This is a genomic window from Streptomyces sp. CRN 30, from assembly GCF_034105845.1.
On record NZ_JAVRHI010000159.1, the window covers coordinates 124,716 to 138,405 of the forward strand.

The window sequence follows — 13,690 nt, forward strand, 5'->3', positions numbered from 1 at the left end:
AGAGGACACACCGTGCTTACGCGGGCGCAGCGGGCCGGCACGGCCGAGGACGGCCGGACCCCCGCGGGGCAGGCGCCCCGGCCCCGCCCGGTCACCGGGCTGCCGGCGCTTCAGCGCCTGGCCGGGAACGCCGCGGTCACCCGTGCCATCGGGGAGCGGCGGCGCGGCCCCGCCGTCCAGCGGATCGTGGAGGACGACCACCCCACCGTCCCCGAACGGCTCGGAATGCTGCCCGACAACCTCCCCGCCCTCGCCTCCGCCGACCCCGAGATCGTGGTCGGCCTGCACCCCGCCACCGGGCTGCCGCAGATGCGGCTGGAGACGAACCCCGAGCAGTCCGAGGCGTATCTGCACTGGTCCGCCGACGGGTCCCTCGCGGTGAACCAGCAGCGCCACGCCAAGGAGTTCTACGCCCGCATGGACGTGGTGCACCGGGCGAACCGGCGGCTGTCGGAGAGCGGCAGCAAACTCCAACTGCTCCTCGGCGACCACACGGTGACCAACGCCCAGGGTGACATGCTCGTCGTCGTACGGCCGCTGCTCGGCGGACAGAAGGGGGCCGACCCGCTCTCCTCGTACATGAAGCTCACCGAGCACCAGTGTGTCGAGGTGGCGGAGCGGCTCCTCGGCGGTGCGCTGAACCACGCGGTGTTCCGCGACGCCGCCGGGGGCTCGGTCGCCGCGTACATGGGACCGCGCGGCAAGGTGGGGACGCCGCGCCTGGCGCAGGCGATGACCCGGGAGGACGGGCCGCGCACCCCGAGGGAGGCGGCCGAAGCCGCACAGGGTGACGTCGTCGCGCCTCCGGGCCTGGAGTACGGCCTCGCCACGCACCGGGAGCTGGCCCCCGTCCGGGAGAGCGGGGAGGCGATCGGGGTCAACGAGCACGTCCGGCCCCGGGTCGGTGAGGGACTCACCACCCAGACCGTGCCCAACCCCGACTTCCCCGGCGGACGGGGCGACCGGACGGACTATTCGCGCAGCGACGGGAAGGCGCGCGGCGGCCGCGTCTGGGACTACCACTTCGCCGCGGTCGTGGCGGAGAGCCTCGACGGAACGCACCACATCACGCTGGAGAACTTCAACCGCAACCTGTGGGCGAAGGAGTTCGTGGAGTGGGAGCTGCTGGGGGCGTTGCACGAGGAGTTCGGTGAGCGCCTGAACTCCCTCTTCGACGAGCTCGCCGGCATCCAGGGTCTCGTCGCGGAGGCCGCCGTGGTCACGGTCCTGTCCACGCTGCGGCTGCGGGCCCGGCAGTTGCGCGACGAGGTGGTCGACGCCGCGAAGCAGCAGTTCCGGGAGTTCAAGAACGAGGCGAAGAAGGCCATGGGCGGGATGTGGTACTTCAAGCTGTACGGTCCCGGTCCCGGTGAGACGTTCCACGACCGGAACAAGGGGACCGCGCTCAACCCGATGACCCTGGCAGTCACCCACGTCCCCGAGCTGTTCTTCGACGGGCCCACCGCGGAGCTGGTGCCGTTCTCCGAGGACCGCCTCAAGAAGATCGCCGCCACGGCGAAGGAGCACGGCACACCGCTGACGGTGGACGCCTACGCCAAGGGCGGCACGGTGCCCGTGGCGCGGCTGGCGGAGAAGCGGGCCCGGACCGTCATGGACGTACTCGTCCGGGAAGGCGTCGATCCGAAGACGGTCACCCTGAACACGCACGCGCGGAGCAACGCCCGCCACGCGACGGTCTCCCCGTCAGACCGCCCCACGGTGTACGAACCGCCCGCGTCGTACACGGAGGACGGCGTCCCGGAGCAGCGGGCGAGGCCGAAACCGTGAGGCGGGGCCGCGGGAGGCGGTTGGGCCGCGGGGCGCGGGCGGGTCGTGGGGCGCGGGCGGGTCGTGGGGCGGGCGCCGCGGTCTCAGATGAGGCCCTCGCGCAGGGCGTAGGCCACCGCGTGGGTGCGGTTGCGCAGGTGCAGCCGCATGGTGACGCCTTGCAGGACGGTCTTGACGGTGCGTTCCGAGTACGCCAGTTCCGCCGCGACCTCCCGGGTCTCCATCCCGTCGGCGATCAGCCGCAGTACGTCCGTCTCGCGGGCGGTGAGGCCGGCCGGCGCGACGTCGGGCCGGCCCGTGGCGCCGCGGTGCAGGGTGCCGGCCTGGCTCATGAGCCGGCTCAGCAGGTCGCCGGGGAGGTGGCCGTCCCCGCGCGAGGCCGCCAGGACGGCTTGCAGCAGACGGCTCGGGGTCGCCTCGTGGCGCCACACCACCGCGCCGACACCGCACTCCACGACGTCGAGCAGTTCCTGGCCGCGCAGACTGCTCACGACCAGGACGGACCGGGAGCCGTCCCCGCGCACGACCTTGCGCAGCCGCGCGTACGCCACCTCGTCCAGCGACTCCACGACCAGCACCGCCACCGCGCCGGCCCCCGGCACGGCGGCCTCGGTGACGTCGAGCGCCGGATGCTCGCGCAACTGGCTGCGCACACCGGCCCGGGAGACGGGGTCCTGGGCGTGGATCGTCACCGGGATGCGCGGAAGGTCGGACTGCCCCGTCCGGTCGGTCTCGGGGGCGTGGGAGAGGTACACGTGCACTCCTTGGTTCCGTATCGACGCGCGCGGCCCGTGCGGGCGGTACGTGAGCACCGTGGTGCCCGCCCGGACGGGCCGCCGCGGCGCCCAGAGTGTCGCCGGGCACTGCTCACCCGGGAGCTCACGGGACTGCCCATCGGTGCTCACCGCCGCGGTCCGCCGGTGGCCGCGGCGTCCATGGCTGCCCTCCCCCGAGGTCGCGGTCCCTGCGTCGGCCCCAGCGTCGGTCCCTGCGTCGGTCCCTGCGTCGGTCCGTGTCCGGCCTCGCTGAGGGTCTCCCGTACCGCCTCGACCACATCGGCGTAGGGGCTGCGGTGGGCGGTGAGCGAGCGGGCCAGCAGGTCCAGGGCGTCGCGGTGGCCGGCGAGCACGGCCCGCCCCTCGTCGGGGCGGCGGGCGGCGAAGTCCAGTACGGCGGGGAGGTGGTCGGGGGGTTCGCCGGCGGCGGGCGTGAAGCCGTGCCGCCGGTAGCGGGCCTCCAGCGCGGCCAGGGCGGCGTACCGGTGGCGGGTGCCGCCGGCGGTGTAGTCGGCCAGGTGCAGGGTGCGCCGGCGGGCGCGGTCGAAGGTGGTGACGTACCGCGCCGCGAGGTCGCGCAGCGGCACGCCGGTGGTCGCGCGGCAGAAGCGGAGCAGGCGGTCCGCCTCCGGGCCGCGGCGCCGGCCGAGCGCGTAGGTGACCCGGGCGTGCCGGTCGGGCCAGGTGTGGTCGGGGCGGCGCAGGAGGAGGGCGGCGGTCCGGTGCACCCACGCCGCCGGGTCGGCGGCCGGTCCCGTCGCTCGTTCCGCTTCCGCCCGCGCCGTGTCCCGTACCACCGTGCTCGCTCCTCGTGCCGTCTTCCGCTCGTCTTCGAGCATCGGACACCGTCACGTCCGGGGTTCACGCGAGCACGGAGAGTTGGCACTGCTTGTACGGAGCTTTTCCTCTCCTTTGCCCGGCGGGCCGGCGGGGGCTGCGTGTGTGGCTCAGTACACGTCGCGCGCGTAGCGCTTGTCGGACGCCAGGCGCCGGACGTAGGCGCCGGCGTCGTCGGCGCTCAGACCGCCGTGGGTGACGGCGATGTCCCGCAGCGCCCGGTCGACGTCCTTGGCCATGCGGGTGGCGTCGCCGCAGACGTAGAGGTGGGCGCCGTCCTGGAGCCACTGCCACAGCCGGGGGCCGTGTTCGCGCATACGGTCCTGGACGTACACCTTGTTGCGCTGGTCGCGGGAGAAGGCCACGTCGAGCCGGTCGAGGTGGCCGGAGGAGCGGAACTCCTCCAGTTCCTCGCGGTAGTAGAAGTCGGTGGCCCGGCGCTGTTCGCCGAAGAAGAGCCAGTTGGGTCCGGTGTGGCCGCGGGCCCGGCGGTCCTGGAGGAAGCCGACGAACGGCGCGACCCCCGTGCCGGGACCCACCATGATCATGGGGGCGGCGGGGTCGGCGGGCGGCCGGAAGTGCGGTGAGCGCTGGACGAACACCTGCACCGGGCCGTCGTCCGCGCAGTCGGCGAGGTAGGTGGAGCAGACGCCCTTGCGGTCCCGGCCGAGGTCGTTGGTCCAGCGGACGACGGAGACGGTGACGCGGACCTCGCCGGGGTGGGCGAGCGGGCTGGAGGAGATCGAGTACAGCCGGGGCTGGAGGCGTCTGAGGACCGCGGCCCACTCGGCCGCCGCGGCCCGGACGGGGAACTCGGCGAGGACGTCCGCGGCCTGGCGGCCCCAGCTCCACTGCGCCAGGGCGTCCTTGTTGTCGGGGCGCAGGAGCCGCTTGAGGTGGTGGCTGCCGGTGCGGTCGGTCACGAACCGCAGCAGGTCGGTGGTGACGCGGGAGATGTCGAGGCGGGTGCGCAGGGCCTCCTCGAAGGGGACCGGCGCGCCGTCGCCGAGGTCGAGGGGCTCGTCGGCGTCGAGGCCGGTGAGGGCGAGCCACTCGGCGACGAGCGGGGCGCCGTTGGCCGGCCACACGCCGAGCGCGTCGCCCGCCTCGTGGGCGAGTTCGCCGTCCCTGGTGTCGAAGGCGAACTGCCGCACCTCCTTGCGCGAACCGGGCAGGCTCAGCAGCTTGTTGCCGATGAGCAGGGTCGCGAACGGGGACGCCTTCGTGGGGACGGCCGGGGCGGCAGGGGCGGCCGGGGTGGCGACGGGGGCGGGGGCGGGTGCAGGGGCAGGGGCAGGGGCAGGGGCGGGGGCGGGGGTGGCCGTCGGCTCCGGGGGGCGGGGGCCGGTCAGTGCGGCGAGGAGCCGGTCGAGCCACCGCTCGGCTGCCTCCTCGTAGTCGGGTTCGCAGTCGGTGCGGGGGACGAGCCGGGTCGCGCCGAGGGCCTCCAGGCGTTCGTCGAGCCGGCGGCCGTGGCCGCAGAAGTCGTCGTAGCTGGAGTCGCCGAGGGCGAGGACCGCGTAGCGGACGTCCTCCAGCCGTCCGGCGTCCCCGGCGCTGAGCGCGTCCCAGAAGCCGGCGCCGTTGTCCGGCGCGTCACCGTCACCGAAGGTGCTCGTGACGAGGAGTACGTCGGTGCCGGGGGCCAGCAGGTCCGGGGCGGCGTCCGCCATCGGCACCAGTTCGGCGGGGCGGCCGGAGGCGGTGAGCCGGGCCGTGACGGTGGCGGCGGCCTCCTCCGCGTTGCCGGTCTGCGAGGCCCACAGGACGGTCACGCGCCGGGTCGGCGCGGGCGGGGCGGCGTCCGCCGGAGCGCTGGGGTGCGCGGGTACGGGGGCGGCGCGGGAGTACAGGCCGGCGAGTACGCCGTCGACCCACAGGGCGTGGGCGGGCGCGAGCGGCGCTTCCGGCGGGAGGACGGGGACACGTCCGTCGGGCGGGGCGAGGACCAGGCCGGAGAGGTAACCGGAGAGGTACCGGCGTTCCGGTTCGGCCAGGGCGACCGGGGTGGGGTCGGGGTCGGGGAGGCCGAGGAGGGCGGCGAGCGCCCGTACGGGGGCGGCGGCCGTTTCCGTGACGGGGGCGGGGACCGTGGCGGGGGCGGGGACCGTGGCGGGGGCGGGTTCCGGGCGGTCCGCCGGTACGGGGGCGGTGGTCCGTGCCAGGGTGACGGCGCAGACCTTGAACTCGGGCTGGAAGGAGATCGGGTCGACGGCGTCGTTGGTGACGGCGTTGATGCTCAGGTACTCGCCGAACAGGTCGTTCCAGTGGAACGGCGCGAAGCACGTGCCCGGCCGGACCCGGTCGGTGACGACCGCCGGCAGTACGGCGCGGCCCCGACGGGAGGCGACCTCAAGGTGGTCGCCGGCCGTGATGCCGAGGGCGGCGGCGTCCTCCGGGTGCACCTCCACGAAGGGTTTCGGGTCGAGCTTGGTGAGCTTGGCGACCTTCCCCGTCTTGGTCATCGTGTGCCACTGGTGCTGGAGCCGGCCGGTGGTGAGGACGAACGGGTAGTCGTCGTCGGGGAGTTCGGCGGGCGGCAGGTGGGGGCGGGTGTAGAAACGGGCCCGGCCGCTCGCCGTGGGGAACGCGAGCCGGGGGCGGGTGCCGTCGGGGCGTTCCAGGAGGGTCTGGCTGACACCGTCGTTGAGGTAGCGCACCGGGTTGCGGTCCGGGCCGTCGGCGCTGGGCGCGGGCCACTGGACGGGGGTGGCGCGGAGCCGTTCGTAGGTGACTCCGCGCAGGTCCCACCCCGTCCGGGGGTTCCACGCCTGCCTGAGCTCCTCGAAGACCTCCTCGGCGGAGGCGTACGTGAAGGAGTCGGCGTAGCCCATCGCGCAGGCGACCCGGGCGATGAGCTGCCAGTCGGGCAGCGCCTGGCCGGGCGGGTCGACGACACCCCGGACGAGGGTGAGGTTGCGCTCGGAGTTGACCATGACGCCGTCGGACTCGGCCCACAGCGTCGCGGGGAGCACGATGTCGGCGTAGGCGTTGGTCTCGGTGTCGGCGAAGACGTCCTGGGTGATGACGAGTTCGGCGGTCTCCAGGCCGGCGATGACGGACTTGCGGTTGGCGACGGAGGCGACCGGGTTGGTGCAGATGATCCAGCAGGCCTTGATGTCGCCGGCGGCCATCCGCTCGAACATCTCGACCGTGCCGTGGCCGACGTCGGTGCGCAGGGTGCCCGCGGGGAGGTTCCAGAGTTCCTCGGTGAAGGCGCGCTCGGTGTCGTCGAGGACGGAGCGCTGTCCGGGCAGGCCCGGACCCATGTAGCCCATCTCGCGGCCGCCCATGGCGTTGGGCTGGCCGGTGAGCGAGAAGGGCCCGGCGCCGGGGCGGCAGATGGCGCCGGTGGCGAGGTGCAGGTTGACCAGGGCGTTGGTGTTCCACGTGCCGTGGGTGGACTGGTTGAGCCCCATGGTCCAGCAGCTCGTCCACGCGCCGGCCTCGCCGATCCACCGTGCGGCCCGGCGGATGTCGTCCTCGGCCAGGCCGGTGATCTCCGCGACCCGGTCGGGCGGGTAGTCGGCGAGGAAGGCGGGCATGTCCTGCCAGCCCTCGGTGTGCTCGGCGATGAACTCCTCGTCGGTGTGGCCGTTCGCGACGAGGAGGTGGAGGAGGCCGTTGAGCAGCGCGAGGTCGGTGCCGGGCCGGATCTGGAGGAAGAGGTCGGCCTTGTCGGCGGTGGCGTTGCGGCGGGGGTCGACGACGATGAGCTTCGCTCCGGCCGACTTGATCCGGTCGGCCATGCGGAGGAAGAGGACGGGGTGGCAGTCGGCCATGTTGGCGCCGATGACGAAGAACACGTCGGCGTGGTCGAAGTCCTGGTAGGAGCCGGGCGGACCGTCGGCGCCGAGGGACAGCTTGTAGCCGGAGCCGGCCGAGGCCATGCACAGGCGGGAGTTCGACTCGATCTGGTTGGTCCGGACGAACCCCTTGGCCAGCTTGTTCGCCAGGTACTGGGCCTCCAGGGACATCTGCCCCGAGACGTAGAAGGAGAGCGCGTCGGGTCCGTGCTCGTCCAGGACGGCCCGCAGGCGGGCGGCGGTCGCGGTGACGGCGGCGTCCACGTCGGTGGCGGCCGGTTCGGCGCCGCGTTCGCCGCGCACGAGCGCCGTCGAGAGCCGGCCGGGCGCGGCCATCATGTCCGCGCTGGTGGCGCCCTTGGTGCAGAGGCGGCCCGCGTTGGCCGGATGGGCCTTGTCCCCGGCCGCCTTCGCCACGCGGCGCCGGCCGTCCACGGGGTCGCGCTCGATGTCGAGGACGATGCCGCAGCCGACTCCGCAGTACGAGCAGACCGTGCGTACCGTGCCGTCCTTCGAGCCAGCTGCCACCGAGACCCACCCACCGCCCGTACCGATGCCCCCACCGACGGCGGGCTGCCCACGCACAGCACGGTAGGAAGATCGCGTTTCCACCCGGTCACACGCCGGGAGCGCGGGGGGTTACGCGGCGCGCACGGGGTGGTCGAGGGGTGTGTGAGGGGTGCGTGCCGGGTGCGTGAGGGCCGGGGCGGCCGGGCACACGGGCGCGCGGACCGATGGGTACGCCCGTTCACCCGTCCGTCCGGGCCCCGGCCGCCCGCAGCGCGGGGTCGGGTACGTGGTCGACGGGCCCCGCGCCGGTCGACGGGCCCCGCGCTGAAGACGCCGTCCACCGTGCCGTCCGCCGTGCCGTCGGCCAGGGGCGGACGGCACGCGTCGGCGAGCGGCAGCCGGGCGATCCCGGCTGCTGCTCCGGCATACGCGGAACGCCGTACCGGGCGTGCTAGCGCCCCGCCGCCGCGGACTCCACGGACCCGGCGAGCTGCCGTGCCCACTGCTCGAAGGTCGTCGTCGCGATGCCGAGTTCGCGGGCGAAGCGCGGCCGGGCCGGCTGGCCGACCTGGTCGACGAAGACGTGGGTGGCACCCATCTCCGGCATACCGGCGGCGCGGGCCTGCTCCACGGTCAGGTCCGGCGCGTGCAGCGGGACACCGAGCGCGTCCGAGAGCACGGCGGCGATCTGCTCCATGGTGAGGTGGTCGCCGGCGAGTTCGAGTTCGACGCGGTGGAAGTCGTCCGGTGCGGCCAGGGCCGCCGCGGCGGCGCGGCCGACGTCCTGGGCGGCGACCAGGGCGAGGCTCGTGGTGGGCCTGACGACGGTGATCAGGCCGCCGGCCAGGCCGTGGGGGAAGTAGAACCGCAGGGCGGGGTCGAAGTTCTCCATGAAGAAGCACGGCTTGAGCAGGGTCCAGCGCGGGAAGTCCATCTCCCGCAGCCGGTCCTGGATCGCCTGCTTCGTGCCGAGGGGCCGGGCCATCTCCGGCCACCGCCCCTCGGCCCAGCCGGGGGCGGAGGTGTGCTGCCCCGCGCCGCTGACCGTCGTCTGGACGAACTGCGGCACGCCGGCCTCCTTCGCGGCGCGCATGAGGTTGACGGCCTGGGTCACCTCGCCGTCGAAGTCGAAGTCCTCGCCCGTGAAGGCGGGCATCTGCACCGAGAAGACGCCGCGCACACCGGTCACGGCCGGTACCAGGGACGCGGGGTCGGTCAGGTCGCCGGTGACCAGCTGGGCGCCGAGGGCCTCGATCGCCCGCGCCTTCGGTGTGCGCGGGTCCCTGACGAGGGCGCGGACGGGGGTGCCGGAGGCGAGCAGGGCGCGGGCGGTCCCGCCGCCCTGCCGGCCGGTCGCTCCGGTGACGAGCACAGGTGCCGAGGAGATGGACATGGGGGTGCCTTTCCAAGAGGGCAGAGCGGGTCCCGGATAAATGGCGGGGCCCGCCGTTTAATGCACGCTACGATATGGCGGGGCCCGCCACTTAGCAACCGGCCGGGGCCCCTGACCCGGATACGGACCCATCGGCATCGGAGAGGCAGATGACCGGACAGCGCTCGGACGCCCGTCGCAACTACGCGCGCATCCTTGAGGTGGCCGCCGAGGAGGTGGCCGAGCAGGGGGCCGAGGCGTCGCTGGAGCGGATCGCCCGGGTCGCCGGGGTGGGTTCGGCCACCGTGCGCCGCCACTTCCCGACGCGCCAGGCGCTGCTCGGCGCGGTCTTCGCGCAGCGCGTCGAGGCCCTGTGCCGCCGGGCCGGCGAGCTGGCCGGAAGGACCGACGCGTTCGCCGCGCTGGTCGACTGGCTGCGCGAGGTGCTGGAGTACTCGGTGGCGGCGCGGGGGCTGGCGGACGCCTTGACCTACACCCCGCTGGAGGATCTGCCGGCCGAGGACTCCTGTGGGTCCGCGCTGGAGACCGCGAGCGCGTCGCTGCTGCGCGGGGCGCGGCGCGAGGGAACGGTCGGCGACGGTGTTACCGCGCACGACCTGCTGGTCCTGGTGGTCGGCATCGCCCTCGCCACCGAACACCACGCGGACCCGGCCGAGCAGGCCGCACGCAGCTTCCGCCTGGCCGTCGAGGGCCTGCGGACCGCCTCGCGCTGACCGGCACGGACGGCACCCGCGGCACACGGGGCCGCGGCCCCGCCCCGCCCCGCACCGCCCCGCACCGCACCGCACCGCACCGCGCTCGGTCCACGTCGACGTCTACGTCTACGTCGCCGAAGAGTGCGTGCGTCGCACCGAGGACCCGGAGGCAGGCGTCGACGTCCGCCCCGGTCAGCACGCCGACCACTCGGCGCAGCAGGTCGTGCTCACGGGCCCGTACCGCGCCGATCGCGGTGCGGCCGCGGTCGGCGAGGTCGACGAGCGACTAGCGCCGGTGCGCGGGGCACCGTGCCGGTGCGCGCGCCCGCGGCGCCCTGGACGGCCCCGCCCACCCTGGCCATGGCCGAGCGTCTGACGCGCCTGACCCGCCTCGTGCCCGCCGGCCGCGTTCCTGGAGACGCTCTGCCCGATGTCCCGGCCCACCGCCGGTGTCCGACCCGATTTTCACCCGGGGGGATGAAACGGTCCGGGTTTCGCGCGTGGTGCGCGCGGCGCGGCCGGATAGTGAGTGCCCGCAGGATCCGAGGAGGCCCTGGGCCGGTCGGCGGGGTCGTTCTCCTCGGACTCCGATCCGACCTCCTGGGGGGACACATGGTGGGCACAGCGCAGCCGGACTCCGGTACGGACGGCGTCACCGGAGGTGTCGGGGCGACCGCTCTGCTGGTCGCCGCCGCACGTGCCGTGGAGACCTGTCGCGACGACAGCCTCGCGCAGGACGTGTACGCGGAGCACTTCGTCCGGGCGGCGCCCGCGTCGGCCGGGTGGCCGCTGCGGATCGAGGACGTGCCGGACGGGGACGCGAACCCCCTGTGGGGCCGTTTCGCGCGCTACTTCGGTCTGCGTACCCGGGTCCTGGACGACTGGCTGCTGCGGTCGGTGCGGTCGGGGGCGCGCCAGGTGGTGCTGCTCGGCGCGGGGCTCGACGCCCGTGCCTTCCGGCTCGCGTGGCCGGAGGGCCGCACGCTGTTCGAGGTCGACCGGGAGCGGGTGCTCGGCTTCAAGCACGAGGTGCTCGACGGCCTGGCGGCCACGCCGAAGGTGCGGCGCGTGCCCGTGCCCGTCGACCTCCGGGACGACTGGGTCGGGGCGCTCGGCGCCGCCGGGTTCGATCCCGCCGTGCCCACGGCGTGGCTGGCGGAGGGGCTGCTGTTCTACCTGCCGCCCGCCGCCGAGAGCCGGCTCATGGACACCGTGCACCGGCTGAGCGCCGCCGGGAGCACCCTGGCCTTCGAGATCAAGGTCGAGAAGAACCTGCACGCGTACCGCGACAGCCCCCTCTACCGAGCGACGGAGCACGAGATCGGCATCGACCTGCTGACCCTCTTCGACGGCGGACCGCGGCCCGACTCACCCGCCGACCTGGCCGGCCGGGGATGGACCGTCGAGGTCCGCAGTCCCTTCGACTTCACCCACCGGTTCGGCCGCGGCCCCCTGCCGGAGCCGGAGAACGACGCCCTGGAGGGCAACCGGTGGGTGTTCGCGGAGAAGCCGGCCCGGTGACACCGCCCGGACCGGGACACCGGGTCAGTCTTCCCGGCTCCCGCTCTCCGGGATCAGGACGGGTTTGACGACCCGGCCCTCCTCGCAGTCCCGTTCGGCCTGGTTGATGTCGCTGAGCGGGTACGTGCGGATCAGCTGGTCGAAGGGGAAGAGTCCGGCCCGCCACAGAGCCGTCAGCCGGGGGATCAGCAGCGCCGGGACCGCGTCTCCCTCGCAGATGTGCGACAACTGCCGTCCCCGGTCCAGCGCTCCCGGCTCAAGGGGCAGGGTGGTGTGCAGCCGGGCGACGCAGCCCAGTCGGCCGGTGGGGCGCAGTCCGTGCAGCGCGGCGTTGATCAGCCAGGGCGAGGCCGTGGTGTCCAGCGCGTACCGGGCGCCGCCGTCGGTCAGCCGGCGGATGTCGCCGGCGAGGTCCCGGGAGGTGGCGTGCAGCGCGACCGCGCGGAAGCGCTCGGCCAGCGCCAGCCGCCCGGCGTCCCGGTCGACGGCGACGGCCACCGCGCCGGCCGCCGTCGCCGCCATCACCGCGGCCAGGCCCACCGCTCCCGCACCGAGCACGACGACGGTGTCACCCGGTCCCGCGCCGAAGGAGTTGAGCACCGCCCCGGCGCCGGTGAGGAACCCGCAGCCGAGCGGGCCGAGCAGGTGCAGCGGGAGCGCCGGATCGACCTTGACCGCGTTGCGGGCCGCGACCAGCGCGTACGCGGCGAAGGAGGACTGACCGAACCAGCGGGGGGCCAGCGCCCGGCCCGAGGCGTCGGTCAGCCGGCCCGTGTCGTCCTCCCCCCGGCCCCCGTACAGGTTGAGCGAGGCGAAGGAGTCGCAGTAGGCGGGTGCGGCGCTCAGGCACTGGCGGCACCGTCCGCAGGAGTCGAAGCTCAGTACGACGTGGTCGCCGACCCGCAGCCCCGTGTCGGGGCCGCCGGTCTCCACCACCGTGCCCGCGCCCTCGTGGCCGAGGACCGCCGGGAGCGGTGACCGGCCCCGCGAGTGCCGCACCGCGAGGTCGGTGCGGCACATGCCGCAGCCCGCGACGCGGACCAGGACCTCGCCGTCGCCCGGTCCCGCGTCCAGGGCGACCTGCTCCACGGCGAACGGGTCGTCGTGGGAACTCAGTACCGCCGCGTCGAACTTCATGGCCGGGCCTCCTGAAGGCGGTGCACGACGAAGGGACTGAGGTTGCCCTGGAACCCCCACGGCCCGCCGGCCACGCCGACGCCGCTCTCCTTGACGCCCGCGAAGGGCTGGGCCAGGGACAGTTCGGCGTGGTGGTTGATCCAGGCCGTGCCGCACTCCAGGCGGTCGGCGACCGCCTCGGCCCGGTCCGGGTCGCAGCTCCACACCGAGCCGCCGAGCCCGAAACCGGTGCCGTTGGCGGCCGCCACCGCCTCGTCGACGGTGGTGTAGGGCAGTACGGGCAGTACGGGGCCGAACTGCTCCTGCGTCACCACCGGGCTGCGGGGGTCCACGTCGGTGAGGACCGTCGGGGCCCAGAACCAGCCCGGCCGGTCCAGCCGGTGGCCGCCGGCCGCGGCCCTTGCACCGTCCGCCAGGGCCCGCCGCGTCAACTCCTCGACACGGGCCAGCTGTCCGGGGTTGTTGACCGGGCCGAGCCGCGAGGCCGGGTCGAGTCCCGGTCCGACGACGGTGGTCCGGGCGCGGTGCGCGAGCGCCTCCACCACCTCGGCGTGGATCCGGGCCGGGGCGTAGACGCGTTTCACCGCCATGCAGACCTGTCCGCAGTTGCGGAACGCCGCCTGGAACAGCCGGTCGGCGACGCCCTCCACGTCCACGTCGTCCAGCAGGATCGCCGCGTCGTTGCCGCCGAGTTCCAGGGTGACGCGGGCGAGGGAGGACGCCGCCGCCCGCGCGACGGCCCGGCCGGCCTCGGCCGAGCCGGTGAAGGTGACGTGCCGGATGGCCGGGTGGGCGGCGAGGCGGGCGCCGAGCGGCTCCCGGCCGGTGACGACGGTCAGCACCCCCTCGGGCAGGACGGCGGACAGGATCTCGCCCAGCAGGGTCGTGGCGAGAGGGGTGTGCGGGGAGGGTTTGAGGATCACCGGGTTCCCGGCGGCCAGCGCCGGCGCGAACTTCGCCGACGCCAGTTGCAGCGGGAAGTTCCACGGGACGATCGCGGCGACGGGCCCCGTGGAGCGCCAGCGCAGCTCGCTGCGGACCGGCCGGCCGTCCGCGAGACGCTGCGGGGAGTGGTCCATGCCGGCGAAGTAGCGCAGCCGGGCGGCCGTGCGGGCGACCTCCGCGACCGACTCCCGCAGCGGCTTGCCCTGTTCCCGGGTGAGCAGGGGGGCGAGGTCGTCGCCCGCGGCCGTCACGGCGTCGGCCGCCGCGCGCAGGGCGTCCGCG

9 protein-coding genes are annotated in these 13,690 nt (G+C 74.6%); 3 read left to right on the forward strand and 6 right to left on the reverse strand.

Annotated elements, in window-relative coordinates; translation table 11 throughout:
* Positions 1-12: 12 nt before the first annotated feature.
* A complete protein-coding gene (locus UW392_RS15970; RefSeq protein WP_320775662.1) occupies positions 13-1,788 on the forward strand; it encodes an OmpA family protein in 1,776 nt (591 codons plus the stop codon).
* Between the two features lie 83 nt (positions 1,789-1,871).
* On the opposite strand, the gene UW392_RS15975 is transcribed toward UW392_RS15970, so the two are convergent.
* The 4 genes from UW392_RS15975 to UW392_RS15990 form a co-directional block, all read right to left on the reverse strand.
* Entirely contained in the window at positions 1,872-2,543 is a 672-nt protein-coding gene (locus UW392_RS15975) for a helix-turn-helix transcriptional regulator (RefSeq protein ID WP_320775663.1), read from the reverse strand.
* 146 nt (positions 2,544-2,689) lie between these two features.
* Positions 2,690-3,403 carry a nitrate reductase molybdenum cofactor assembly chaperone gene (narJ, locus tag UW392_RS15980; protein ID WP_320775664.1) on the reverse strand — a complete coding sequence of 238 codons (714 nt, stop codon included), beginning with the start codon at positions 3,401-3,403 and terminating at the stop codon, positions 2,690-2,692.
* A 108-nt stretch (positions 3,404-3,511) separates the two neighbouring features.
* Positions 3,512-7,735: a bifunctional nitrate reductase/sulfite reductase flavoprotein subunit alpha gene (locus tag UW392_RS15985; protein ID WP_320775665.1), complete on the reverse strand. Its 4,224-nt coding sequence runs from the start codon at positions 7,733-7,735 to the stop codon at positions 3,512-3,514.
* Positions 7,736-8,168: 433 nt separating this feature from the next.
* Positions 8,169-9,110 (reverse strand): NmrA family NAD(P)-binding protein, encoded by a 942-nt coding sequence (locus UW392_RS15990; protein WP_320775666.1) that lies wholly within the window; start codon positions 9,108-9,110, stop codon positions 8,169-8,171.
* A gap of 149 nt (positions 9,111-9,259) precedes the next feature.
* Between UW392_RS15990 and UW392_RS15995 the strand changes: the two genes are divergently transcribed.
* Together UW392_RS15995 and UW392_RS16000 are read left to right on the forward strand one after the other, a co-directional pair.
* Entirely contained in the window at positions 9,260-9,823 is a 564-nt protein-coding gene (locus UW392_RS15995; RefSeq protein WP_320775667.1) for a helix-turn-helix domain-containing protein, read from the forward strand.
* Positions 9,824-10,417: 594 nt separating this feature from the next.
* The gene (locus UW392_RS16000) at positions 10,418-11,326 is read left to right on the forward strand and encodes an SAM-dependent methyltransferase (RefSeq protein WP_320775668.1); all 909 of its coding nucleotides are present in this window, start codon (positions 10,418-10,420) and stop codon (positions 11,324-11,326) included.
* 24 nt (positions 11,327-11,350) lie between these two features.
* On the opposite strand, the gene UW392_RS16005 is transcribed toward UW392_RS16000, so the two are convergent.
* Both UW392_RS16005 and UW392_RS16010 read right to left on the reverse strand, forming a co-directional pair.
* Positions 11,351-12,463 carry an alcohol dehydrogenase catalytic domain-containing protein gene (locus UW392_RS16005; RefSeq protein WP_320775669.1) on the reverse strand — a complete coding sequence of 371 codons (1,113 nt, stop codon included), beginning with the start codon at positions 12,461-12,463 and terminating at the stop codon, positions 11,351-11,353.
* Positions 12,460-13,690 (reverse strand): aldehyde dehydrogenase family protein (locus UW392_RS16010; protein ID WP_320775670.1); only part of this gene is annotated, 1,231 nt, incomplete at its 5' end. The genes UW392_RS16010 and UW392_RS16005, both read right to left, overlap by 4 nt.

Coding starts and splice junctions, on each gene's coding strand:
- narJ (WP_320775664.1), bottom strand. CDS start 3,403: ATGCTCGAAGACGAGCGGAAGACGGCACGAGGAGCGAGCACGGTGGTA.
- UW392_RS15990 (WP_320775666.1), bottom strand. CDS start 9,110: ATGTCCATCTCCTCGGCACCTGTGCTCGTCACCGGAGCGACCGGCCGG.
- UW392_RS15995 (WP_320775667.1), top strand. CDS start 9,260: ATGACCGGACAGCGCTCGGACGCCCGTCGCAACTACGCGCGCATCCTT.
- UW392_RS16000 (WP_320775668.1), top strand. CDS start 10,418: ATGGTGGGCACAGCGCAGCCGGACTCCGGTACGGACGGCGTCACCGGA.
- UW392_RS16005 (WP_320775669.1), bottom strand. CDS start 12,463: ATGAAGTTCGACGCGGCGGTACTGAGTTCCCACGACGACCCGTTCGCC.